Annotated in this window: 24 protein-coding genes and 1 tRNA gene; 15 read left to right on the forward strand and 10 right to left on the reverse strand. The window is 68.7% G+C overall.

Annotated features, from left to right (window positions below; all coding sequences use genetic code 11):
* Positions 1-135 precede the first annotated feature (135 nt).
* The 6 genes from F8D48_RS05090 to F8D48_RS05115 form a co-directional block, all read right to left on the reverse strand.
* A complete protein-coding gene (locus tag F8D48_RS05090) occupies positions 136-1434 on the reverse strand; it encodes an AAA family ATPase (protein WP_151430216.1) in 1299 nt (432 codons plus the stop codon).
* Positions 1435-1676: 242 nt separating this feature from the next.
* Complete coding sequence (locus F8D48_RS05095) at positions 1677-2708, reverse strand: 4Fe-4S binding protein (protein WP_151430217.1); 1032 nt, start codon at positions 2706-2708, stop codon at positions 1677-1679.
* 12 nt (positions 2709-2720) lie between these two features.
* The gene (locus tag F8D48_RS05100) at positions 2721-3377 is read right to left on the reverse strand and encodes a 4Fe-4S dicluster domain-containing protein (RefSeq protein WP_151430219.1); all 657 of its coding nucleotides are present in this window, start codon (positions 3375-3377) and stop codon (positions 2721-2723) included.
* A gap of 117 nt (positions 3378-3494) precedes the next feature.
* Positions 3495-4244 carry a TorD/DmsD family molecular chaperone gene (locus F8D48_RS05105; protein ID WP_151430312.1) on the reverse strand — a complete coding sequence of 250 codons (750 nt, stop codon included), beginning with the start codon at positions 4242-4244 and terminating at the stop codon, positions 3495-3497.
* A gap of 106 nt (positions 4245-4350) precedes the next feature.
* Complete coding sequence (locus tag F8D48_RS05110; RefSeq protein ID WP_205717329.1) at positions 4351-5202, reverse strand: hypothetical protein; 852 nt, start codon at positions 5200-5202, stop codon at positions 4351-4353.
* 337 nt (positions 5203-5539) lie between these two features.
* On the reverse strand, positions 5540-6427 hold the full coding sequence (locus tag F8D48_RS05115) for a LysR family transcriptional regulator (RefSeq protein ID WP_151430221.1): 888 nt from the start codon (positions 6425-6427) through the stop codon (positions 5540-5542).
* Positions 6428-6654: 227 nt separating this feature from the next.
* Here F8D48_RS05115 and F8D48_RS05120 point away from each other — a divergent pair, with 227 nt between their 5' ends.
* A complete protein-coding gene (locus F8D48_RS05120) occupies positions 6655-7791 on the forward strand; it encodes a DMT family transporter (RefSeq protein ID WP_205717330.1) in 1137 nt (378 codons plus the stop codon).
* A 116-nt stretch (positions 7792-7907) separates the two neighbouring features.
* Here F8D48_RS05120 and F8D48_RS05125 read toward each other — a convergent pair whose 3' ends face one another.
* The 3 genes from F8D48_RS05125 to F8D48_RS05135 form a co-directional block, all read right to left on the reverse strand.
* The gene (locus tag F8D48_RS05125) at positions 7908-8603 is read right to left on the reverse strand and encodes a pentapeptide repeat-containing protein (RefSeq protein WP_170272733.1); all 696 of its coding nucleotides are present in this window, start codon (positions 8601-8603) and stop codon (positions 7908-7910) included.
* Between the two features lie 414 nt (positions 8604-9017).
* Positions 9018-9953 (reverse strand): DMT family transporter, encoded by a 936-nt coding sequence (locus F8D48_RS05130; RefSeq protein WP_151430225.1) that lies wholly within the window; start codon positions 9951-9953, stop codon positions 9018-9020.
* Positions 9950-10774, reverse strand: a complete 825-nt coding sequence (locus tag F8D48_RS05135; RefSeq protein WP_170272734.1) for an AraC family transcriptional regulator — start codon at positions 10772-10774, stop codon at positions 9950-9952. The genes F8D48_RS05130 and F8D48_RS05135 overlap by 4 nt, the downstream gene beginning before the upstream one ends.
* A 408-nt stretch (positions 10775-11182) precedes the next feature.
* On the opposite strand from F8D48_RS05135, the gene F8D48_RS05140 reads away from it, so the two are divergent.
* The 14 genes from F8D48_RS05140 (at position 11183) to F8D48_RS05200 (ending at position 21771) form a co-directional block, all read left to right on the forward strand.
* A tRNA-Val gene (locus F8D48_RS05140) sits at positions 11183-11257 on the forward strand.
* Between the two features lie 245 nt (positions 11258-11502).
* Complete coding sequence (gene cpaB / locus F8D48_RS05145) at positions 11503-12300, forward strand: Flp pilus assembly protein CpaB (RefSeq protein ID WP_240806237.1); 798 nt, start codon at positions 11503-11505, stop codon at positions 12298-12300.
* Complete coding sequence (locus tag F8D48_RS05150; RefSeq protein WP_151430230.1) at positions 12297-13679, forward strand: CpaE/TadZ family protein; 1383 nt, start codon at positions 12297-12299, stop codon at positions 13677-13679. The genes cpaB and F8D48_RS05150 overlap by 4 nt, the downstream gene beginning before the upstream one ends.
* Before the next feature lie 11 nt (positions 13680-13690).
* Positions 13691-15022 carry a TadA family conjugal transfer-associated ATPase gene (locus tag F8D48_RS05155; protein WP_151430232.1) on the forward strand — a complete coding sequence of 444 codons (1332 nt, stop codon included), beginning with the start codon at positions 13691-13693 and terminating at the stop codon, positions 15020-15022.
* Positions 14986-15963, forward strand: coding sequence for a type II secretion system F family protein (locus F8D48_RS05160; RefSeq protein ID WP_135970322.1), 978 nt, complete (start codon positions 14986-14988; stop codon positions 15961-15963). Before F8D48_RS05155 ends, F8D48_RS05160 begins: the two co-directional genes overlap by 37 nt.
* Positions 15964-15968: 5 nt before the next feature.
* Positions 15969-16907 (forward strand): type II secretion system F family protein, encoded by a 939-nt coding sequence (locus F8D48_RS05165; RefSeq protein ID WP_240806238.1) that lies wholly within the window; start codon positions 15969-15971, stop codon positions 16905-16907.
* A gap of 114 nt (positions 16908-17021) precedes the next feature.
* The gene (locus tag F8D48_RS05170; RefSeq protein WP_135970323.1) at positions 17022-17213 is read left to right on the forward strand and encodes a class III signal peptide-containing protein; all 192 of its coding nucleotides are present in this window, start codon (positions 17022-17024) and stop codon (positions 17211-17213) included.
* Positions 17177-17401 (forward strand): hypothetical protein, encoded by a 225-nt coding sequence (locus F8D48_RS11605; RefSeq protein WP_240806239.1) that lies wholly within the window; start codon positions 17177-17179, stop codon positions 17399-17401. The genes F8D48_RS05170 and F8D48_RS11605 overlap by 37 nt, the downstream gene beginning before the upstream one ends.
* Positions 17374-17973, forward strand: coding sequence for a TadE/TadG family type IV pilus assembly protein (locus tag F8D48_RS05175; RefSeq protein WP_170272735.1), 600 nt, complete (start codon positions 17374-17376; stop codon positions 17971-17973). The genes F8D48_RS11605 and F8D48_RS05175 overlap by 28 nt, the downstream gene beginning before the upstream one ends.
* Complete coding sequence (locus F8D48_RS11785; protein WP_240806240.1) at positions 17963-20068, forward strand: molybdenum cofactor biosynthesis enzyme; 2106 nt, start codon at positions 17963-17965, stop codon at positions 20066-20068. Before F8D48_RS05175 ends, F8D48_RS11785 begins: the two co-directional genes overlap by 11 nt.
* Before the next feature lie 9 nt (positions 20069-20077).
* Positions 20078-20515: a hypothetical protein gene (locus tag F8D48_RS05190; protein WP_151430235.1), complete on the forward strand. Its 438-nt coding sequence runs from the start codon at positions 20078-20080 to the stop codon at positions 20513-20515.
* A 13-nt stretch (positions 20516-20528) separates the two neighbouring features.
* Positions 20529-21065: a hypothetical protein gene (locus F8D48_RS11610; RefSeq protein ID WP_170272736.1), complete on the forward strand. Its 537-nt coding sequence runs from the start codon at positions 20529-20531 to the stop codon at positions 21063-21065.
* Positions 20996-21427, forward strand: coding sequence for a DUF192 domain-containing protein (locus F8D48_RS12265; RefSeq protein WP_354665582.1), 432 nt, complete (start codon positions 20996-20998; stop codon positions 21425-21427). The genes F8D48_RS11610 and F8D48_RS12265 overlap by 70 nt, the downstream gene beginning before the upstream one ends.
* Positions 21424-21771: a hypothetical protein gene (locus tag F8D48_RS05200; RefSeq protein ID WP_151430240.1), complete on the forward strand. Its 348-nt coding sequence runs from the start codon at positions 21424-21426 to the stop codon at positions 21769-21771. The genes F8D48_RS12265 and F8D48_RS05200 overlap by 4 nt, the downstream gene beginning before the upstream one ends.
* Before the next feature lie 57 nt (positions 21772-21828).
* Here F8D48_RS05200 and F8D48_RS05205 read toward each other — a convergent pair whose 3' ends face one another.
* On the reverse strand, positions 21829-22173 hold the full coding sequence (locus tag F8D48_RS05205) for a winged helix-turn-helix domain-containing protein (protein ID WP_151430242.1): 345 nt from the start codon (positions 22171-22173) through the stop codon (positions 21829-21831).
* Between the last annotated feature and the right edge of the window lie 20 nt (positions 22174-22193).

The raw sequence follows: 22193 nt of genomic DNA on the forward strand, positions 1-22193 counted from the left end.
TCTCGGCCGGGGTGGGGTCCGTAAGGGGGCGGGCGTGGGCCGTGGCGCGCGCCGCGGCGTCCTCGTCCAGGTCGAGGCCGGCGGCCAGGGCCGCGATGAGCGAGTCGCCCTCAAGGCCGGCCGCATTGCCGCCGCCTATGGCAAGGGGCGCGCCCTGCTCGCCTCCGCAAGGCCCATGCCCTGGGCTGTGGCGGCCGTGCGCAGGTCGGCGAAGGCGGCGCTGTTGGCCAGGTAGTCGCCGAAGCCGCACCAGCAGCGCCAGGCCAGGGCGTCGCGCGGGTCGGCGACCAGGGCCAGGGCCGTGAGCAGTCGGGCCGCAGCGCAGCGATCCAGGTCGCGGTAGTCGCCCACGGCCACGCGGCCCTCCACGGGCGAGCTTGCGACAATGCCGCGCTCTCGCAGGGCGCCGACGATCTGCCGGCTCCAGGCCGGGTGGAAGGCGAGCACGTGCACGGCCCCGGGCGCGGTGCCCGCAGCCAGGGCCGCTTCCACGGCATCGGCCACGGCCGCCATTTCGGCTGCGGGGCTCTCCGTCGCCAGGGCCGTGAAGGAAGCCCGGGCCGCCGCCTCGTCAACGGCGGGAACCTCCTCGTCGGGAAGGGCCTCGGCCCGCAGGCGGCCAGCGGCGACCGCGGCGGCGGCACAGCGGTGGCTCTCCGTGAGCGTGATGCGCTCGCAAGCCCCATTGGCCTGGGTGAACTCGCCGATGCCCTCGGCGTAGGGATAGCTGTCGAACACCTCGGTGCAGGCGGCGGCATCGGCGGCCACGGCCACGGTGTCGCGGGCCAGCAGGTTCGCCAGGTGCTGGGAGGCGCGGGAGAGCATCTGGTAGTCGTCCACGACCACGTGGCGGCGGCCGGCGGCGGCCAGGGTCGCCTCGTCGGCCAGCAGGAAACGCACGGCCATGGCCGCGGCTTCCGGCTCCAGCACGGCCCCCGTGGCGTCCAGCACAGCCTTCAGCAGGGCGTGCACGTCGGCCTCCTCGCCGGGGATGAGCCAGTCGCCGTTGCCGTCGGCGTCTTCCACCAGCTCGGTCCAGCTGCGGTAGAAGAACTTCAGCATCTCCTTGAGGCGACGGTTCTTCAGGCCGCTCACCTTCATGTCCTCCATGATGAAGCCCATCTCCAGCGGCGTGGCGATGCGCCCGGTCCGTCCGCTGAAGGCCCGGCCGGCCTCGCAGGACAGCAGGTCGGTGGCGACGAAGCGCGGGCAGGTGACCGTGATGTCCCGGGCGGCCGTGCCGCAGGTTTCGCCCAGGCACCGCTCTAGGGTGCGGGCCGCATCGGGGGTGGCGGCCAGCACCAGCACGTCGTGGGGCGCGGCACCCGCCTCCAGCAGGGTGGCGATGTGCTCGATGAGCCACGTGGTCTTTCCGCAGCCCGTCGCTCCCTCGACCAGTATGGCGCGGGGGGTGGGGGCAAGTTCGATGGCCATGGTTTCCTCTCTCTCGCACGCGCGGATCTCCGCGCATTTCGTGTCTTTCCCGGGGAAGAAGCAGGGGTGCTTGCTCCCCGGGAAAGACCGCTCGCGAACGGTCTTTCCCGAAAGGGGAGGGCGGCCGGCCGGGCCTGCGGAAGCAGGGCGATCCGTCGAGGAGCCGGCTCGTCCTGCTCTGGGCGCGAAGCCGGCTGCCAGGAGGGGGCGTCTCTCCAGGCGCAGGTCGGCCGCCGAGGGGGCTAGGAAGCGGCCACGGTGTCCTCGTCTTCCACGACGACGGTCGCCGGTGCCATGGCCTTCTTCGGCAAAAACGGCATGGTGATGGCCCGGGTGGGGCAGGCTTCCACGCAGGCGCGGCACTTGGTGCACTCCGAGAAGCTCATGCCCGCTTCGGGATGGCGCACGTTGATGCCCTGGGGGCACACGGCGGCGCACACCTCGCAGGAGGCGCCCTGGGCGCTCTCGCGGCACTTGGCGTCATCGACGGTGGGCACGAAGGTGCGGTTGGCCTTGCCCAAGAGGCTCATGAACGCGCTGATGGGGCAGAACGTGCTGCACCACTTGCGGAAGAACACCACTTCGGCCGCAAGGAGCGCCGGCACGAGGATGACGCCCCAGGCCACGTCGCCGAAGGCGAACAGGCGCATGACCAGCACGATGGTGGCGAAGGTGAGCCCGATGGGGCAGATGAGGCAGAACACGGGGAAGCCGAACACGGCCGCCGATACCAGCGAGCCGCCGAGGATAACGTGGCGGGAATCGAGCCTCGCCCGCTTCTCGGCGCAGGAGGAGCAGCCGCCGGCGCAGCCCTTAAGCGCACGCTCCTCTTCGGCGGTGAGCGGTGCGGCCTCGTGGACGGCCTCGACGGCTCCCTCGGCGGACCCGTCGGTGCTCTTCACGGTCACCGTGGCCTTCACCAGCGGATTCTCGTTGGCAGGCAGCACGCCGGTGCCGGTCATGTCGGTGTTCGAGGTCTTCTTCGAGAAGACACCGCGGATCTTCGACACCACGGGCACGGGGCAGATCCAGCCGCAGAAGGCGCGGGCCAACAGCAGGATGAGGGCGATGGCGATGACCACGGATACGACCGCCCGGGGAATCATGGTCTTGGTGGCGATCATGGTCATGAGCGCGCCCAAGGGGCACAACAGCGAGATGTCTTGCCAGCCGATGGCCGACAGGGTGCCCACGCCCACATGGGTGGCGAAGCCCACGGCGATGACGCCGATGACGGCGAGGGGAATGATGGTGCGGAGTCGCTTGGTATTCACGCGCGGGCCTCCTTAAGCCTCGAGGGGACGGACGACGATGGCGCGCTCGGTGGCGCCGGCGGAGATGGAGCCGTTCTGCAGCGAGGCGCACACGCTCTCGCAGGCGCCGCAGCCGTTGCACGCATCGTTCAGCACGTAGGGGCGGTTGTTCTCGTCCAGGGCCATGGCCTCGTACTCGCAGGCGTCGTAGCAGAAGCGGCAGCCGATGAGGCGGTAGGCCAGGCACAGGTCCTGGTTCAGCTCGGCCAGGCCCAAAATGCCGGTCTCGGGGGTGGATCCGGTCTTCAGCGCCTCGGTGGGGCACGATGCCACGCACAGCGGGGTGCCGCCGTTCTCCTCGGTGCACCAGTCGCACCAGTTCGCGCTGAAGTCCATGACGGGGGTGCGCATGTTCAGGATGCCGTCTTCCAGATGGGCCGGGGCGATGACGCCGCGGGGGCACACCTCGTAGCACTTCTCGCAGCGGATGCAGGCCGACACGAGGGCGTCCTCGTCCTGGCCTCCGGGCGGGCGCACGAGCGGGGCGCTGCCGGCGTAGCGCACGGCCCCCAGCCCCAGAAGCGCCGCGGTGCCCCCGAGCCCCACGCACAGGGCGCGGCGCGTGATGACGGGCCGCTGCTCCTTCTTCGGCTGGGCCGCGTCGGGAACCTTCTCCTCCAGTTCAGCCATGGTTTCCTCTTCCTCTCTCATTCGCCCTTGGGGTTGCAGTACTCGGTCGGTGTCGACCGATGGGATGGCGGTGCGCGGCCACCGGGTGCCTCGGCGGCCTCCCATGTGCCGGCGCGCCTACTCGGCTTCCTCCGCGCCGGCGGCGTCGGTGACAGCTTCGGCCTCGTCGCCGAAGATCTCATCGAAGAATTCCTGCTCCACCTGGATGAAGCCGTCGGTGAGACTCGCGAGGCCCCGGTACAGGCCGCACTGGGCGAAGCGGCGCAAATCGGCGGTCATGAGCGGCACCCAGCTGGCCAGATGATCCTCCAAAAAGTTGCGCTGGGTGGCCAGCAGGCGCTCCGCCTCGTCCTCGTTGCCGGCCTCGGCCGCCGCCACGATGCGGTCGCCGAGCACGGCCATGAACTCCAGCTCCAGGGCCAGGTGATCCTCGGATTCCTTCCAGGTGGGCAGCTTGTCGAGGCCCTCGCTGCGGTACACGGCGAGCACCTCGTCGCGGGCCTCCTGCATCATGAGGCGCTTGGGGGAGGTGTACACCGACTCGAAGGGATAGGCGGCGGAGTAGGCGTCGATGCCGTGGCCGATGAAGGCGCGCACGTAGTCGACGGCCAGATCGGTGATGGCGTGGGCGTCGGCCCCGGACAGGTAGGCGGCGATGGTGCGGTAGCCGGTGTCCACGGCGGTGTTGCCCGTGGCGGCCGGGAAGCGCATGGCCTTCAGCTCGGCCAGGAACTCCTCGTCCACTTCCACCCGGTACAGGCGGGCCAGCAGGCGGTAGACGGCACAGCGCTGGGTCGTGAGCTCGGCCAGGGCTGCCAGGTCGGCGGCCTCCTCGGCGGCAAGGTCGGTGGTAACGGTATCGGTCATGGGAATCTCCTCTGTGTCGGGGAAGGCGAGGAAACCTCGTCCATTCCAGTGGTTCCAGGGGGTGCGGGGCCGCGATGGCGCCCGTCCGGTCCCGCAGTCCGGGCGGCTACTGGCCGTCGGCTGCGGGCGCGTCGCCGGCGGCTTTGGCCTCGGCGGCCTGGGCCGCCACGAGATCGGCCACCAGGCGCTGGCCCTCCTGGCCGACCGCGGTGATGCGCCAGCTCTTGTCGCGCCATTCCACGGCATCGCAGCGCTCCAGCTTGTCGACGAAGTGGGGAGCGTACAGGCGCGGGCTCTTCAGCAGCTCGTCGTTGTCCACGGCATCGTTGATGGTCGGGATGGTGGCGCCGCCCTCCTGGGCGGTCAGGTTCAGGATGCGCTCGTAGATGGTGGCGTAGCGCGCATCCTCGTTCAGCAAGTCGGTCAGACGGGCCAGGGGCGCATCGGCCTCGGCATGGGCCATCCCCTCGGCGGTGGCCACCCAATGCACGGCCGGGGCCTCGGCGGCCTCGTAGTAGGACACGCCGTCCACTTCCACGAGCACCGGCTCCGGATCGCCCTCGGGGTAGGGCTCGCCGTCGGCGGTCACGCGCGTAAGGCCGCCGGCCCGCTCGAGCAGATTGGCCAGGCTCGCGGGGGTGTACACGGAGAAATTGTCGGCCTGCAGGCGATTCACCTCGGCGTCCAGGGCGTCGGCGGTCTGGGGGGTGGCGCAGAAGGTCAGCATGCCCATGAGCGTCTTGCGTCGCGGGGCCATGGACTGGAACAGGTCGGCGATGCGCTCGGCGGCCGGGCGCGTGTCCACTTTGGGGGCCGGCTCGTCGGTGTGGGGCGTGCCCAGGTAGCCTTCGGTTACCGCCTCGGCATCCTCTTCGACCTCATCGTCGAAAGCGCCCAAGGGGTCGAAGCCCACAGAATCGTCCAGTGCCAGATCGAGAAACGAGGAATGGTCTTTCATATCATCCGCCCTTTGAACAAATGCTTGCATTCCGCTCTCGCGCGCAGCGAGAGATGAACCTCGCCCCCGAGGTTCCACTTTTGCAAACATTGTCCGTCTGAGAATTCAGGCGGTATCCCCACGCCGCATCATAGGTCAGCGCCCCCGAATCCGTCAAGGGGCAATTCTGACCGTGCCTATCATCCTTGGGCGGGGCAGGGCTTGGGCGGAGCTTGGTGGGAGCCGCCATCTCTGCATGGAGCGACAAGCCCGGGCTCGCGGGACAAAAGGCGACGGGGCCGGGGCGCTGGTCATGCTGGCCTTTCTTTTGCCGGCCTTGCGGAAGGCGGCGCCCCGCCTAGGCTCCGTAACGCTCGGCCACCCAGCGCTCCGTCACTTCCGCGAAGGCCCGGGTGGCCGCTGAGGCGGTGTCCCAGGAGCGCACGGCCAAGTAGATCTCCCGGGCGCAAGGGCACTCGGGCGGCAGCACCGCCAAGGGGAACAGGGGTCTTGCAAGGATGAGGCTCGGCAGCACGGAGAAGCCTAGGCCGGCGCTGACCATGGACATGACGGCGTAGTCCGAATCCACGGTGAACCGCACGTTGGGAGTCACACCGTTGGCTTCGAAGAGCGCTTCCATCTCCGAGGGCCGCGCGTTGCCCTGGAGCTGGACGTAAGGCTCGCTTTCCAGGGCCTCAGTGGGGAAGGTGTCGGCCCCGGCCAGGGGATGGTCGGGCGGCAGCACCACGAGCAGGGGGTCGGTGTGCAGGGGCACCGCATCCAGGGAGCGTCGCTCGGGGGCCACGGAGAAGGCGCAGTCGGCCCGACCCTCCCAGGTGGCCTCTACCAGCTCTTCCTCGTCGTCGATGCACAGCAGCTTCAGGTCGATCTTGGGATACTGGGTGAGGAAGGCCTTGGCGATCTGCGGGAACCACTCGATGGCGGCGCTCGTGAAGGCCCCCACGCGCACGAGGCCCCCCTCCCGGTGGCTCAGTTCGCGCACGCGGGTGGCCAAGGCATGCTCGTCGGCGTTGATCGCTTGCACAAGACCGAGCACTTCGCGGCCCTCGGTGGTGAGGTGCACGCCGCCGTACTCGCGCAGGAACAGCGTGAGCCCCAGCTCCTGTTCCAGGGCGTTCACCAAATAGCTGATTCCGGCCTGGGTATAGCCTAATTCCGCAGCGGCTCCCTTGAAGCTGCCGCAGCGGGCGGCGGCCAGGAACGCATCGTAGCGTTGATTGGCCATAGGAATCCTCCCTTTCGTTGTGCGCTTGCATAAGTATAAGACTTTCTTGAAATGTTTTACAAGAATTCTCGTTTTACTTTTACTGCACGGGCGCGTACCATGGCAGCCGTTCCTCAATCAGACGAAACGAGGCTCCCGTCAGGGAGCTTGGCAATGTGCGCCCGCAAAGGGCCGCCCGTGCTGCGTCGCGGGTGCAATAGGGAAACAGAAAGCGAGGGGAGGATACTATGGGTCGTTGGAAAGAGGCGCGGTGGCCCTATCTGGCCTTCGTGCTCATCGAGGTCGTCATCTTCGGATCGGGCAGCGCGGTGACGAAGTTCGCCTACGAGTCCATCTCGCCGCTGTGGTGCTTGGCTGTGCGCTTCGGTCTGGCCACGCTCGTGTTCGCCCTGTTCTTCGGCCGGCGCATGTACCGCCGTCTGCGCACGGCGCGGGTGCGGGCATGGCTGCCGGCGGCCTTAGGGATGGCCGTCTCCTACCTGTGCTGCAACGTGGCCCTCGATCTGACGACGGCCACCAACGTGGGCTTCCTCGTGGCGCTGCCCGTGGTGTTCGCCCCGTTGCTCTCGGCCGTTGTGGGGCGTACCCGCTATCCGCGGGCTCTCATTCCCTTCCAGGGGGCCGTGGCCGCGGGCCTCTACCTGCTGTGCAGCCAGGGCGGCAGCCTCTCGGTCGGCGCGGGCGAGCTGATGGCCCTTGGTTCCTCAGTGGCGCTCGCGGTGGCCCTGGTGTTCGGCAAGGAGGCCCTGGCCGAGCTGGATGCCGTCACAGTGGCCGGAACCCAGATCGCCGTGGCGTTCCTGCTCTGCCTCGGCTGCGCCATCGTCCTCGAGCCGCCGGTGAACCTGGCGGCGGTTCAGCCCGTGGCCTGGGGCATCATCCTGTTCCTGGCGCTGTTGTCCACCTGCCTCACGTTCTTCCTCCAGAGCGTGGCCCTCGACCGCCTCTCCTCTACCACGGTATCGCTGCTGCTCACGGGCGAGCCGGTGTTCACGGCCCTGTTCGCCTACTGGTGGCTGGGCGAGACGCTCTCGGTCACGGGCCTTGTTGGCGCGGTGCTCATCGTGGCCACGGTTATCGCCGCTACCTATGTGGACGGTCGCGCGGATGCCCCTGTCGCCCCCGCCGCCCCGGCGACTGCCGCTGCGCAGCGCACACCCTCGGCGGTTGCGGTCAGTGGCGGCACGATTGCCCCCGACGCGCTCGCGCCGGTATCCGTGCCGGCGGTCGCTGCGGTCCCTGGTCCGGCCGCACCACGGGTGGCCTTCGGCTTCCGTGCCGGTTCCCACTACGGGCGCCGTCTCGGTCTGGGATCGTGGGTGCTGGCCCGGACGGGACGCGGCGAGGATTCCCTGGCTGCCTAGGGCCGGAAACGGCGACCATTGATATTCCCGGGCTTCCCGCGCTCCGGCAGGTGCGGCCCTGGCCGTCTGCATTCCAAGGGCCCCGGCGCGAGATCGGACGCGCTCGGGGCCCTTCCCTATTCAGAAACGATGACCCCAAGGCGCCGGGCGAGGGCAGCGGCCTGGTACACGTTCATCTTCGTGCCGTAGATCTCGGCCATGGTGTCCGATAGCGACACCCCTTCCAGCTGGCAGGTGGTGAAGTCCAGACCGAGCAGCGCTGTGCGGAAGAAGCTCGTGCCGACGAAGCGGTCGTCGTCGAGCAGGACGTAGTGCAGCTCCATCTCGGTCATGTCGGCGCCGGAGAAGTCGCAGCGCGTAGCCTCCACGCCCCACCAGCGGCAGCGATTCTGGGCGCTGTAGGCCAGCGTGCAGTCGGTGAAGGACACCTGCTCTAGGTTCGCCTCCATGAACGATGCGCCGGTCAGCTTGCAGTTCTTGAAGGTGCAGCGGGTGAAGCCGACGTTGTCGAAGGAGGTGTTGGCGAAGTCGCAGTCCTCGAACGCCGTATCGGTGAACAAGGCGCCGGTGAAGTCGCAGTCGGCCAGGTGACAACTGGCGAATCGGGCACCGGCTGCCTCCAGCTCGGAGAACGCTTCGCCGGTTAAGTCGAGGTCGCGCGCGTCGATGGCCTCCAGGGAGGTGTCCGGGCCGCTCAGCAGCTCGTCGGCCTCCAGGGCGTGCAGCTCTTCGGGAATGGTCGGCAGCACGAGGGTCCGTTGGGCCGCCGCGCGATCGAAGGCGGTCTGCACGGTATCGGAAAGCGTGGCCATGGGCATCCTTTCGTCGGGGAGGTGCCGCCATTGTACTACGGGTTGCGGAGCCGGTCGGGAGCCTTCGATGGGAGATCGTGCAGTCGCGCTCGAAGCCCCTTTGTATCTGAAGAGCGGAATCTTGTGCAGTAAACGCCGCGAGATAGACATCGTCAAGCTGGGAAGCGCCGAAGAAAAAGCCCCCTGCTGAAGGCTTCTGAGTCTTCCCAGGTCAGAGTTGCCCGGTAAGGCAACCTGGCAGAGAGCTTCAGTCAAGATATCTACCTCGCGGCGTTTGCTGCACAGAAAACGGTTCTTCGGAAACAAAAATGACCAGTGCGGGAATGGCTGGAATAAGATGACTTGAAAGGTCGCCTGCGGATTCCCTGCCGATGCGGCGGTGGAGGAGGCACCGAGCGATCCGGTGACGGAAGGCTAAGTCTCGGTTATACAGGTTTGTTCGGAAAGCGGGTCCTTCGGGACCCGTTTTTTCTCGTGGGACCGGTTCGAGAGCGCAAGGCCCGCGATGGTGAGCCCAAGACCCCCGACGATGGGCGCAGTGAGCGGCTCGCCCAGCACGATGACGGAGGCGGTGCCCGTCAGCGCCGGCACGAGATAGATGTAGGTGCTCGTGACGACGGCTCCCAAATGCTTCACGGCGAAGTTCCAGGTGACGAAGCAGGCGGCCGAGGCACCGAGACCGAGGAACAGCAGGTTTCCCGTCACGACGGGCTCGGCCAGGGCGGCCAGGGGCGCGGGCCCGGCGACGAGGAGCGCGGGCGCCATGAACAGCAGGCCCCAGCCGAAGATGCGTTTGGTGGCGTCCAGGGTCTCGTAGCCGTCCTCGGCGATGCGCCCTACGATGATGGAATAGATCGCCCACACGACTGCCGCGGCAAAGGAGAGCCCGCAGCCGATGAAGTTGGCCTCGGCGCTGCCGGCGAGGGTCGCCTCGCCGTTGGCGCTGCCGACGAGCACGATGCCGGCCATGGCCAGGGCGAACCCGAGAGCGAAGGGCGCCGGGGCGGCGGGGCGCGAGCCCCGGGCGAGCATGATGAGGGCGCAGAACAGGGGAGCCGTGGCCGCGATGGCGCCCACGGCGGTGGCGCTCGTGAAGGTGAGGGCGATGTTCTCGAGCAGGAAGTAGCAGGTCACACCCGCCAGGCCCGCAGCGGCGAATAGGCGCTCGTGGCGGCGGTCGGCCAGGGGCAGACGGCGGGGACGCAGGCAGCACAGGGCGAGAAAGCCCAGGGTGAAGCGGATGATGAGAATCCACAGCGGCGTGAGGCCGGCGGCGATCAGCACCTTGGTGGCGACGAAGGTGGTGCTCCACACGAGAATGGTGAACAGGGCGAGCAGATGAGCTTTCATAGGTGCGCCTTCTGTCGGCTTGCGATGGGGCCGCTCTTCCCGGTGACTGCACGCTGATAGAAGCCGGGGGTGACGCCGAGGCGCTCCTTGAAGGCGCGCGTGAGATGCGCCTGATCGGAAAAGCCGGCCTGGAGGGCCGCGTCGGCGCAGCTGGCTCCGCGGGCAAGCAGCTCCCGGGCTCGTTCCACGCGCAGCGAGGCCAGGTAGCGCATGGGCGTGAGGCCGAAAGCGGCGGTGAAGGTTCGCAGGGCGCGGTACTTGTCCAGCCCTGCGGCCTCCGCCAGGGCGTCCAGGCGCACGGTCTGGCCCACATGGTCGCGCAGATAGGCGGCCATGGCATGCGCGGCCTCGTCGCGGGGCTTGAGATCCGCAGGGGCAGAGAGGTGGTCGATGAGCAGGTAGAGCGCCTCTTCCACGGCCCCCTCGTCAAGAGGGGTCGCGTCCATGAGCGCGGCGATGTCTTTCATATAGGCTGAGGCCTCGGCGCTCTCCACGATGGGGCCCTCGAGGGGAGGGCAGTCGGGAAAACCCAGAAGGGCCACGCTGTCGTAGACGAGTGGCACGGGGCCCTTCTGGATGCAGCCATGGGCGTCTCCAGCGTTCAGCGCGAGCAGCTGGCCTGCCTCCAGGCGGTAGGCGTGCCGGTTGCACTCCATGAGGCGGCAGCCCTCGCGCACCAGGCCGATGACCGGGTAATCGTGGGCATGGGCCGCGAAGGGTCGGTCGAGGCCGGCAAAGCGGCGAAATTCCAGCGCGCCGCCGAGGGCGCGCCGTACCGATTCCCGTGCGTGTCTGACATCTTGCTCCATGATGGATGCCATGGTAATCCTTCTGCACGGGTGCTTCTTGCATGAAATTGCACTGGTCGAAAGGGGTCGGGGACGGCGGGCGGGGAGACGGCGGGCGCGGTGGTCCCAAAGTTCGGCCGCGCTTGCCGATACGAAACCAGGGTGGGGCCGCTCTGCTCGGTGGGGTACAATGGAGTTTATCGCGAAAGGAGTGTGGGCACCATGAAGCAGATATGGGACGGTCTCATCGTGGAGCATCCGATTGCCAGTGTGATAGGGGCGCTACTGGTCGTGGTGCTGACCTGCGGATCCGCTGGCTGAAAAGCGCGCGGGAGGGCTCGGGGCGCCCGGCGCCCGTGAGGTTATCGTCGGTATGTTTGCCCTGTCGGCGAACTTGTGGCACAATATTCATTCGCGCGAGTGTCTCGCGCAGCACCAAAGGGTCGCGTGGCGCAGCGGGAGCGCAGGTGCCTTACAAGCACAAGGTCGGGGGTTCAAATCCCTCCGCGACCACCAGAGGAATCAGGAGAGCCCCAGCCATGGGGCTCTTTTCATGTCCGAGCGCCTCCCGAGAGCGGTTCAGCCGCGACGCTGGGACGGTTTGCGGACGGTCGCCCGCGACGCTGGAGCGCTTTGGGGGCGGTTTCGGGCGATGCGGGGTCGGTTCGCGGCGGGTATCAAGTGCGAATTTGCCACGTCATTTCTACGGTTTTGGGAATGCATAATGCCGGTGTTTCCAAATGGCGGGAGATGACATGAGAATGAGCAAGACAACTATAACGGGCATTGCATGCGGCGTCGTCTGCGCGCTGTGCGTGGGCCTGTACTTGGCAAGCGTTCGAGGCGAGGTCGACGAGGCCCGGGCTGCGGCCCTCGAGCGCTACGGTGGCGACCAGATAGAAGTGTGCGTCGCGAAGCGGGATTTGGCCGCCGGCGAGGTGGTGGACGGAAACGCCATCGTCACGAAGCTGTGGGTGGCCGATCTTCTGCCCGACGGCGCCGTGACCGATGCCGCTCAGATCGTGGGGAAGCGTCTGGGGTCGAGCATCGTGAAGGGCGAGGTCATCACCGTGCGCCGTACCGAGGCTGCGGCTGCCTCCCTGAGCGTTCCCACGGGGAAGGCCGCCATCAGCGTGCCTGCCCGGGCGGTGCAGGCCGTTGGTGGCTCGGTGGAGGCGGGCATGACCGTCGACGTGTACGCGACGGGGCCGGTGTCCACGACGAAGCTTGTGGCTGGCGCTCTCGTGCTGGCCACAAGCGCGGCGGCCGAGGGCTCTGCGGCTGCTGCCGAGTGGGTCACCCTGGCTGTCGATCCCGAGCGGGTCCAGGAGATCGTGGCCGCGGCCCAGAATCTCGAACTGTACTTCGCCTTGCCGGCCATCGGCGACGATACCGAGGCGACGGCCGCCGATGGCGAGGCCGCGGATCTCGGGGTGCCGGCGGGGCAGGCCGCCCCCGCTGCCTCAGAGAACGGGGCAAGCGCCGTCGCTGATGATGCGGTGACGGCGGCCTCCTCGGATGGCTCGTCGGCTGGGATCGACGGGGAGGTGGCCCGATGAGCGCGCCGCTTTGCATCCTGTGCGCTTGCGGCGCCGACCTTGCCGAGCCTCAGCGCCTGGGTCTGGCGGCGGGAACGTCCCTGGAGGCGCCGTGGCTCAAGACGTACCGTAGCGCTGCGGAGGCGCGCGCCGCTCTCGGCCGCGAGGATGCCGTGGCGGAGGTCTGGGTCGCATCGAGCGAGGAGGTGCAGGCAGTCAATCTCGCCGCGGCCCTTAAGGGCGATCATCCGCAGTATGCGGTGTTCCTCGTGGGTGGCCAATCCGGTTCGACCCGCTCTCGGGCCAACGCCGCAGGACTCGACGGAGTGCTGGATCCCGGCGAGTTTGCGGCTCGCTTCGAGGCCGCTGCCCGGAAGGGCGTCGCGCCCGACGGTTCGCAGATGGTTGGGCGGTGCGCGGAGAGCTGCCACGAGGCCGCCGTTTCGGCCGCTGGGGGAGACGGCGCGCGTCCGGACGGGGGATTCGACGCCTCTGGAGCCACCTCGCGCGGCGGCTCTCCCTCCGGGGGCGCTCCAGGGCGCCCGACGGGCTTCCTTCTCACCGTGGTGAGCGGCAGCGGTGGGGCCGGCAAGAGCACGGTGGCGGTGCTGGCGGCCCATCTGGCTGCGCGGCGCGGCCTGCGCACGGCGCTGCTCGACGGCGATCTCCAGTTCGGCGATCTGCACGAGCTGGCCGGCCCGTGCCCGGCGTTGTCCATCGAGGAGGCTGCGGCCGACCCCGCGGCACTGGCCGCTCTGGCCGACGAGGCCCTTGTGCTCGTCTCGGCCCCGCGCAACCTAGAGCGAGCCGAGGCGGTCGGTGACCTTTTCGAGACGGTGGTAGCGCAGCTGGCGGCCCGCTTCGATCTGGTGGTTGTCAACACGGGCGGCAGCTGGAGCGATCTCCATGCCCATCTGCTCGAGCAGAGCGCGGCCTCGGTGTTCCTCGTGGACCAACGGGCGTCCTCGGTGCGGGCCTGCCGCCATGCTCTCGATCTGTGCCTGCGCTGCGGCATCGCCACAGGGTCGTTCCTGCTGGCCGTGAACCGCTGCGGCCGCCACGCACCCTTCACGTCCATCGACGTGTCAAGTGCTCTGCACGGTGCCCACGTGGCTGAGCTGGCCGACGGCGGTCCCGAGGTGGAGGAGCTGCTCGGCGCGGGTCTCGCCTCAACTTTGGCCGCCTCGGGCAACGGACTGTGCGCGAGTGTCGAGGCTATGCTCGACGAGCTGCTTCCCACGGCGGCCCGCGGTGTTCCGGCCGCGGCCCAGGAGAGCGTCATGGCCCGTTTCGGTCTGGCCAGGTCCCGGGTCCGCGAGCCGCGGCGCTCGCGGAGGGGCCGTGCTTCCCGCCGGCGCGACGCGGCCGCTCCGGCGGCCTCCGAAGCCGTGAAGCGATAGGCGGTGATCCCATGGCATTTCTTGAAAGGGTCCAATCTATCGAGGAGGCCCAGCGCCGAGAGGACGATGGCCGTGCAGCACGGAGCATGGAGGCTCTGCGGGCCGCCGTCGGTGAGATCGTGCCCCTGGATCGGGTGGCGGTCATCGTGGGGGAGAGTCCCGAGCGGGCCCGCAACGAGATACGGGCGGCCTGCCGCCGGCTCGCCACGCGGGAGCCCTGGCGCGACCTCGATGCCGCGGTGTTCCGGGGGCTTGTGGACGGCCTCATCGACACGGTGTTCGGGCTTGGGCCCCTCGACGCTCTCATCCGGGACGAGTCGGTGACCGAGATCATGGTCAACGGGTCCCGCAGCGTGTTCGTCGAGCGCGACGGCCGCCTGATCCCCTCTGAGGTGTCCTTCGAGAGCGACGAGCAGGTGCGGGCTCTCATCGATCGCATCCTCGGTCCGCTTGGCCGGCGCATCGACGAATCGTCGCCACTGGTCAGCGCCCGGCTACCCCAAGGCCATCGGGTCCATGCCGTCGTGCCGCCCTTGTCCATCGACGGCCCCTGCCTCACGATCCGCTCCTTCACGCGTCGGGCCATGACGTTGGGCGACTTGCGCGCTCGTGGCTCTTTCGACGGCTCCGTGGAGCGCTTCCTCGTCTGGGCGGTGCTCGCACGGAAGTCCCTGGCGGTGGCCGGCGGCACGGGGAGCGGCAAGACGACGCTGCTGAATGCCCTGTCCCACCATATTTCCCACGAGGAGCGCGTCATCACCATCGAGGACGCCGCGGAGCTGAAGTTCGATGGTCATCCCCATGTGGTGAGGCTTGAGGCGCGGCCGCCCAATGCAGAGGGCACGGGTGAGGTCACCATCCGTGAATTGGTGGTCAACGCCCTGCGCATGCGTCCCGATCGCATCATCGTGGGGGAATGCCGCTCCGAGGAGGCCATCGACATGCTTCAGGCCATGAACACGGGGCACGAGGGTTCGCTCACCACGCTTCATGCGAACTCGCCCCGCGAGGCGGTGGATCGCCTTGTGACCATGGTGCGCTTCGGGGTCGATCTGCCCCTCGACGCTATCGAGGCCCAGATCGGCAACGCCTTCGATCTCGTGGTGCAGACGGCTCGGCGTCCCGGCGGCGAGCGATGCGTCTCGGAGATCGCCTCCATGGCCTTCGACTTCGAGCGGCGCCGGTGCATGCTGACGCCGCTCTACCGGCGGGAGGCGGGCCAGTCTGAGGGCCGCTGGCTTGGCTGGCCGCCCTGGATCGAGGAGCTTGTCTGGACGGGCATTGCCGATAAGAAGGAGGTGAAGGCATGGATCCGCTCACTGGATATACGGTTGTCGGCGTAGCAGCCTCGGGTGCGGCGGGATTTCTGCTCGGGCGCGACTGGCTCGGGCGCAGGGATCGGCGCCTGCGGGCCCGGGCGCTGCTCGCTGCCGACGGCGCGGGGTCTGCTTCGTGGCTGGAATGGCGGCTTCGCCACGGCGTCTTGCCGTTCAGGCCCCTGGCCCGAGGGCTCTTGCGCCATGGAGCGCCGGCCCGGTGGGCCGACGGCGCGGTGATCCTCTGCCGAGCCCACGGTATCGACGCTGCGCCAGAGGCGGTGGCATCGTGCGCCTTGGCCTTTGCCACGGGATCTGTGGTCCTGGGGTGGGTTCTGACCGGTTCCCCGGTTTTCGGGGCGGCCGTGGCCGGAGGCGCCGCCGTCGTTGCGGGCGGTGTCGCCCGGGCCGATGCCGAACGGCGCCAGAATGCCCTGCGCGACGAGGTGCCCGATGCCCTCCGATCGCTCGGAGTGTGCTTCCGGGCCGGGCTCTCGCTCATGCAGACCCTGCGGCAGACAGGCACCGAGATGAAGGGCCCGCTGGGGGCACTGTTCCTCTCCTCGGCGCGCATTTTGGAGACCGGCGGCGTGGCAAGCGAGGCCCTTGCGGTCTTCCGTCGTCGCAGCGACGTGTCCGAGCTGGCCTTCGTGGCCGTCGCCCTCGATGTGCAGCACACTTGTGGTGGCAGCCTCGCCCCGGTGCTCGACGCCGCTCGGGAATCGGTGGAAGGGGAAATCGAGCTGGCGCGCTCACTGCGGGTCCAGACGGCCCAGGCGAAGCTTTCGGCTCGCATCGTCACGGCGATGCCCTTCGTGCTCGCCGCGCTGTTCTCCCTCATGAGCCCGGGCTTTTTGGGGCCGTTCGTGGAAAGCGTCCCCGGCATGGCCCTACTGGCCATGGCCCTGGCCATGCAGGCGGCCGGGGTGCTCATGGTTCAACGGATGCTCGATGTTGACGGGAGGTGAGGTTCGTGGATTGGGTCAACGGAGTCTACGGGGCCGGTGCGCTGCTCTCGGCCGGAGCGGCCGGTTGGTGCCTGTGGCGGTGCGGGTGCGTCTGGCAGCGCCGAGCCCGCCATCGGGCCGCTGTCCGTCCGGACGGCAGCCAATCTCTGCGTCGCGAGGGGCGGAGGAAGGCCGAGTCCGTGGACGAGCGCATCGTCGCCTATGCGGCCTATCTGTCGCAGCGCATGGACAGCCCGCTTGCTGTGCCCTGGACGCCGGCGTTCCTGCGCGATCGCCCCAGCACCCAGAGCGCCGCGACTGCCGGCATGGCGGGACGGTTGACCGATGGGGGCTGCTGGGAGGCCCGGGTGCGGCTGGCCGTCGGGGGCCTGCTGGCAGGATTGCTGGCTGGCGGAGCGATCTCGGTCGAGCTGGGCTGCTGCCTGGCAGCCACCGGAGCGCTGACGGGGTGGCAGGCGCTGCCCTGGGCCCTGCGCCACCGCGCTCGGTGCCGGGCGGAGGCCATGGAGCGCGATCTCTCCGAGATGCTCGATGTGGTGGCTCTCGGCATGCGCAGCGGCATGTCCTTCGATCGCAGCCTCGAGCTGTACACGGGGCATTTCAGCACGATGCTCGCCGACGCGCTTGCCGATGCCCACCGCCAGTGGTCCTGCGGCCTGGCATCGCGCGACGAGGCCCTGCGCGCCGTCGCCGCCTCCTACGACTCGCCGCTCTTCGAGCGGGTGGTGGAGAACGTCGTCCGCTCCCTGCGGTTCGGCGCCACGTTGGCTGACAACTTGGAGGACGCGGCGCGGGAGGCCCGCAGCGGGTACAAGGCCCGCAAGCAGGAGCAGGTGGCGAAGGCCCCGGTGAAGATGATGGTGCCCACGGGCGTACTCATCTTGCCGGCCATGCTCATACTCGTGCTCGGCCCCGTGCTGCTGGAACTGGCGGGAGGCTTCTGATGGGCCCCCGCGACAACAAACGACATGATGGTAAACGACATACCGAGAGAAGGGACATGACCGATGAAGCTTTGGAATACCGCGACGTGTCGCATAAGGCGTCTCAAGAAAACGGTGGACGAGGAAACGCGGGCCCTGTGCGCGAGCCTGCACGGAAAGCTGGCGAGCACTCGGGGCCAGGGCACCACGGAGTACGCCATCCTCGTCGGCGTGCTGGTGGTCATCGCCATCCTCGCCATCACGCTGTTCCGTCCCAAGTTGCAGGAGCTGTGGGATGCCATCGCCAGCGGTATCAATGGTCTCTGATCGGGGAGACGGGCCAGGGCACCGTGGAGTACGCCGTGGTGACTGCTGGCGTGGTCTGCGTGATCGTCGCCCTGGGCGCTCTCTGGCGCATCCTGTCCGCAGGCCTCGTCGTCGATCACGCGCTCATGGCCGCCTCCCATCATCTGGAAGGGGCCCTCGGGTGGGCCTTCGACATCTTCAGCTATTAGGGCGCGCTCTGGCGCGGGCGGCGCTCATCGTGCGACTCGGCTCTGCCGCGCCGCGTCGCGGCCGCGCGGGTCACTGCGGCTGTCGGGAGGATGGCCAGGCTACTGTGGAGGCCGCTTTCGCCTTGCCGGTGCTGTTTCTGCTCGTGCTTTCGCTCGTACAGCCGGGCATCGTGCTCTACGACCGCATGGTCATGGCCTCGGCTGCCGCCGAGGGGTGCCGGCTGCTCGCCGCCGGGGCCGGAGACGAGGGGGCGGCCGTGGCCCTCGTCAAGCGGCACCTCGGCTCTGTTCCCGAGCAGGAAAACTTCCATGTGCACCGCTCCGGCTGCACCTGGGAGGTGATCTGCGAGGGAGGGGGCGCGGCGGATCGGTCGCGGGTGACGGTGCGCACCGAGGTGCGCCCGCTTCCCCTGTTGGATATGGGGGCGGCTCTGCTCGGGCTGGTCAACGAGCGCGGGAATCTGGTGGTGGAAGTGACGGCCGAGGCACCCACGCGGGCGCCGTGGGCCCAGCGGTCCCTGGGCGGTGTGAGCCCGGAGGAGAAGGCAGGTGCATGGTGCGATGAAGATTGACCGATTGATGCGGGACGAGGAGGGCTTCACCACGGCCGGCATGGCCGTGGCCCTACTCGTGTCGCTGACCCTGCTGTTCTCGGCTGCCCAGGTGTACCGTGTGAACACGCGGGCAGCCGAGATCCAGGACGTGGCCGATGCCGCGGCCCTGGCTGCCGAGAACCAGGTGGCGGAGTTCATGGTGGCGGTGCGCGTCGTCGATGGGGCGGTGCTCTCCATGACACTGCTGGGCGCTGCCTCCTACGGCCTGGGCACCGTGGCGCTGTGCATGCCGCCCACGGCCGAGCTGGGGGCCCAGCTCATCTCGGCGGGCCAGAAGGCGCTCAATGCCCGGGATGTCCTCGCCGAGCGGGCGGCGTCCGCCCTCGACGGCCTGCAGCGCGCCCTGCCCTTCATGGCCGCCGCCAGTGCGGCGTCGGTGGGCCGTGCCAACGGAGAGGGTCAGGACAGTGCCTACTATGCCGTGGCGCTGCTCCTCCCCTCCGAGGGGGCGCCCATCACTGTGGGGGAGAACGGGGCCGAGGGGGCCCTGGAGCAGGAGGTGCAGGAGGGCCAGGACGGGCTGGCCGAGGCGGCGGCTCGGGCTGAGGAGGCGGCGCGGGCCGCAGAGGAGGCCAAGGAGCGCGGCTTCCGACGGGATTGCGGCGATGCGCCGGACTATTGTATGTACGAGCGGGCCCAGCACCTCGCCGGGCTGGAGGGAGCCGCGAACCCCCATTACACGTCGGTCGATGCCTGGTCGTTCTCCGTAGCTCTCGAACGGGCTCGGGCTTATTATGCCGCGCGGCTGCGCACCGAGGCACCCGAGGGTCCCTCGGTGGATGAGAAGGCCCGGTCCGCGTTGCGGCGCATGTTCTACCGCTATGCGGTCACGGTCGTGCGCCAGGCCTGCGATGGGGCCGGAGAGGGCGACGAGGTTGTATTCCCGCGCCTGCCCCGCAATACCGAGCAGGTGCGCGAGACGACGCTGTACACCGATCCGTCCTATCCGGTGACTACCGACGGCGAGCTGCCCGTCATGCACGCATGGGAGGGCTGCCCCGAGTCCGGTCTCGTGGACTACTACGGGTCGCTGCGGACTCTCGAAGAGGGCACCTTCGCCGAATGTCCCGCCTGTCGCTTCACGGCATCGTCTCTGGGGGCGGTGGCTGCGGCCTCCACGGCCATCGAGAACGGCTTCGAATACCACTACGATGCTGTGGCCCGGGCCTCCGAAGATTACGAGCGGGCCCGGCGCGAGGCTGAGCCGCTGGCTGAGGCTGTGCGCGAGAAGGCCCAAAGTATCTTCGATCAAGTTCTCGAGACCGTGCGCGGGGCTGCGTCTATGCGCATCGAAGCACGTCCTCCCGGGGCATCGGGGTGCCTCGCTTTGGTGGTATCCCCGGGTGAGGAGAGTTCGGCCCGGTGGGGAGGTTCCTTCGTTGCGGGGAACGGTCTGGGGCCACGGGCGGCCGTGGCGGCGGCAACACTCATCGAGGACGGTGATGAGGGGGCCTCGGTGGTGGGAGATCTGCTCGACGGCCTCGGCGGCGACGGATCTGCTGCGATCGGCGCGGGGCGCATCGTGCTCGACTGCTGGTCCTCGCTGCTCGGGGCCTATGGCACTGGGCAGGCGGCTCTCATAGAGGGGGTGGAGCGGGCCTTGGACGGGCTACCGCTGGTGGGATCGTCGGGTCTCGGATCGTGGGCGGCCGGGGCGCTGGGCGATGGCCTGGCGGCCGTGGGCCTCCAGCCGGCCGACATAGCGCCGCTCAAGCCGGTCCTGGTCGATTCAGGCGCGGTGGCTTCTGCTGATAGCGGTCCGCTTTCCGTGCGCTATCTGGCCGTGCGCGAGGAGATGCTTGGAAGCGCCCCCTCGTCCGGCAACGTGTTCGGTTCTCTGGCGGATCGGATCGAGCGGGAGGCGTTCGACCGCCTCGACGGGCTTGAAATCGAGATAGCCTGCATCGAGCTGCCTGTCGTCGGCCTCTCGCTGCCTCTGACCGTGGCTCTGCCGCCGGTCGTGACCGAGGGTGCTCAAGGCCTTGTCGAGCGGGCTATGGACGTGGTGCGCTCGGCGGCGGCCACCCTTGGCCTCGACGGATCATGGGAGTAGGGGGACGCCATGGGTGGGACGCGTCTGAGAGAGGAGAAAGGGCAGGCGACGGTGGAACTGGCCGTCATGCTGCCGGTGGCCATCGTCGTCGCGATAGTAGTCGTGAACGCGCTCACGTTCTTCGGGACCTGCGCCTCCTTCGATCGGGTGTCGCGGCAGACAGTATGTGCGTGGGCCGCCGCGCCCGCGGCTGGGGAGGACGCAGGCGACGTGGCGGCCCGGCTGGCCGACGAGTTGGAGGAACGCTTCGCTGAGTCCCATACGGCCGTTTCGGTGAGGGCCGAGGCCGCCTCGGCGGGATTGGTGCGCTTCACGGCCCGTATCGAGTACTTTCCGACGCTCTTCGGCCTCGGCTTGCGCAGCGAGGTGTTCGGCGTAGCGCTCCCGCCTCTGGTTCATGAGGTTGATTTGGCGGTCGATGCCTACAAGCCGGGCATCTTATTCTAAGGAAGGTGATGGCATGACAACGCAAGCCAGGCGGCTGCTGCGAGCCACGGGGTTTCTCGGTGCTGTGTTTCTGATCTTGGCGGTCGCCGCAGTCGCATCGGCGCCGACGGCTTCCGGCGGGACCTCCCTGCTCTCTGGCCGTGCCTTCGCCGACGGGGTGATCGCCCGTGCGGTCGACGAGGCGACTGCGGACGCGACGGTCTCACGCGAGGATATGGGTCCGCTCGGGCCGATGGACGACGTCCTGGGTCGTCAGGCCGCCGACGCACCCCCATGGTTCGAGCAGGAAGTACTCCCTCTGGCCGAGGCCTGCGATCTGCGGGCTCTGGACGACTGGTCTGTGGTGGGCTTCACCATGGCGGGGGAGGTAGCGACGGTTCGGCAGTGGGTCGTCGCCTCGTTGGAGGAGCGCGGTTGGGCGCTCGTGGAGACCGGCGAGGGCGCGACTCTCGCCGGTATCAAGGAAGGAGGGACGTGTCCATGGCTCTTGCTCAGTTGCACGCCCGTAGGCGACGAGGTGTGCATCGTCGTCCAGATTCCGGTTCCGTAGGCGATGGGGCACCTGCGCCCTTCGGCGGCACATGGGTCGTAGCCGCCAGCCCGCTCATGCGCTTGCGCGGCTTGGCGGGGCGGCCCCCCGATCGGACGGTGATGGTGCTGCCTCGCTGTCGCGATGTGCACACGCTTACCATGCGCCACCCACTCGACATTGCCTTCGTCGACCGCGCTGGCCGGGTGATCGAAGTGCACCGGCTCGTACTGCCCGGCACTCGCCTGCGCAGCGATCGGGCCTTCGGGGCCATCGAGCGCTTCGCCCGGCCCGGCCCCTGGTTTATGCGCGGCGATAGCGTTGAAATTCCCGGTTGCAAGAAAAGCGGCCCTCGACGGGTTGCGGAACGGAGGCGGCGATGAAGATCTGCCCCACCTGTAAGAGCAAGTTGTTCGATGATATGGATACCTGCTTCGGGTGTATGTACCGTTTCGGCACTGATCCCGAGCGGGAGCGGGAGGCCGAGGCCCTCTCGTGGCCGCCCTCCCTGGAGGACGTCAACGAGGGAGCGGTGTTCGAGGAGGCGGTGCCCTGGCCCGCAGGCTCCGGGCCTGCGCCCTGCCCCGCCGCGCCGCCGGCTTCCCCGCCAGGATATGCGGCCCGGGGCGAGCGCATCATGGGGGTGTCCGGTCTCGTGCTCCGCGTGCTCGCTGGCGACGGCGCCCCCGGCGCACCGCTGCTCACCATAACGATCGAGCCGGCCTGAGGGGCCGGCTCGCGCAGGTCGTTTGCGGGGGAGACCGCGTTCTCTTGAGAGGGCCCCCTAGCGTGTCATCTCGTCGAAGAGCTGTTCCGCTTCGCGGGCCAGGCGCTCCTGGATGGCGAGGTAGGCGTCCAGGAGGCGGTCGCCGTCCTCGGTCAAGGTGGACCCGTGGGCGCCGTCGCGCACGAGGAGCTGGATGCCCAGCGTGCCCTCGGTGTCCTTGATGACGCGCCACGCCTTGCTGTAGGCCATGCGCATAGCCTTGGCGGCGGCGTTAAGGGAGCCGTGCTCCCTCACGCCGAGGCAGAGCTTCGCGATGCCCGGGCCGAACGCCGATTTCTCCTCCGCATCCGGGTTGGACACGGTGAGGCGCACGACGGGGGTGAGCGATTGCAGCTGGCCCATGACTATCTCCCGTTCTGGAT

It is taken from the genome of Adlercreutzia muris, from assembly GCF_008831045.1.
Taxonomy (GTDB): domain Bacteria; phylum Actinomycetota; class Coriobacteriia; order Coriobacteriales; family Eggerthellaceae; genus Adlercreutzia; species Adlercreutzia muris.

Excerpts from the sequence above, each read along its gene's own strand:
- F8D48_RS05090 (WP_151430216.1), bottom strand. The coding sequence starts at position 1,434 with ATGGCCATCGAACTTGCCCCCACCCCCCGCGCCATACTGGTCGAGGGA.
- F8D48_RS05100 (WP_151430219.1), bottom strand. The coding sequence starts at position 3,377 with ATGGCTGAACTGGAGGAGAAGGTTCCCGACGCGGCCCAGCCGAAGAAG.
- F8D48_RS05105 (WP_151430312.1), bottom strand. The coding sequence starts at position 4,244 with ATGACCGATACCGTTACCACCGACCTTGCCGCCGAGGAGGCCGCCGAC.
- F8D48_RS05110 (WP_205717329.1), bottom strand. The coding sequence starts at position 5,202 with ATGAAAGACCATTCCTCGTTTCTCGATCTGGCACTGGACGATTCTGTG.
- F8D48_RS05115 (WP_151430221.1), bottom strand. The coding sequence starts at position 6,427 with ATGGCCAATCAACGCTACGATGCGTTCCTGGCCGCCGCCCGCTGCGGC.
- F8D48_RS05120 (WP_205717330.1), top strand. The coding sequence starts at position 6,655 with ATGGGTCGTTGGAAAGAGGCGCGGTGGCCCTATCTGGCCTTCGTGCTC.
- F8D48_RS05125 (WP_170272733.1), bottom strand. The coding sequence starts at position 8,603 with ATGGCCACGCTTTCCGATACCGTGCAGACCGCCTTCGATCGCGCGGCG.
- F8D48_RS05130 (WP_151430225.1), bottom strand. The coding sequence starts at position 9,953 with ATGAAAGCTCATCTGCTCGCCCTGTTCACCATTCTCGTGTGGAGCACC.
- F8D48_RS05135 (WP_170272734.1), bottom strand. The coding sequence starts at position 10,774 with ATGGCATCCATCATGGAGCAAGATGTCAGACACGCACGGGAATCGGTA.
- cpaB (WP_240806237.1), top strand. The coding sequence starts at position 11,503 with ATGAGCAAGACAACTATAACGGGCATTGCATGCGGCGTCGTCTGCGCG.
- F8D48_RS05150 (WP_151430230.1), top strand. The coding sequence starts at position 12,297 with ATGAGCGCGCCGCTTTGCATCCTGTGCGCTTGCGGCGCCGACCTTGCC.
- F8D48_RS05155 (WP_151430232.1), top strand. The coding sequence starts at position 13,691 with ATGGCATTTCTTGAAAGGGTCCAATCTATCGAGGAGGCCCAGCGCCGA.
- F8D48_RS05160 (WP_135970322.1), top strand. The coding sequence starts at position 14,986 with ATGGATCCGCTCACTGGATATACGGTTGTCGGCGTAGCAGCCTCGGGT.
- F8D48_RS11785 (WP_240806240.1), top strand. The coding sequence starts at position 17,963 with ATGAAGATTGACCGATTGATGCGGGACGAGGAGGGCTTCACCACGGCC.
- F8D48_RS05190 (WP_151430235.1), top strand. The coding sequence starts at position 20,078 with ATGGGTGGGACGCGTCTGAGAGAGGAGAAAGGGCAGGCGACGGTGGAA.
- F8D48_RS11610 (WP_170272736.1), top strand. The coding sequence starts at position 20,529 with ATGACAACGCAAGCCAGGCGGCTGCTGCGAGCCACGGGGTTTCTCGGT.
- F8D48_RS12265 (WP_354665582.1), top strand. The coding sequence starts at position 20,996 with ATGGCTCTTGCTCAGTTGCACGCCCGTAGGCGACGAGGTGTGCATCGT.
- F8D48_RS05200 (WP_151430240.1), top strand. The coding sequence starts at position 21,424 with ATGAAGATCTGCCCCACCTGTAAGAGCAAGTTGTTCGATGATATGGAT.
- F8D48_RS05205 (WP_151430242.1), bottom strand. The coding sequence starts at position 22,173 with ATGGGCCAGCTGCAATCGCTCACCCCCGTCGTGCGCCTCACCGTGTCC.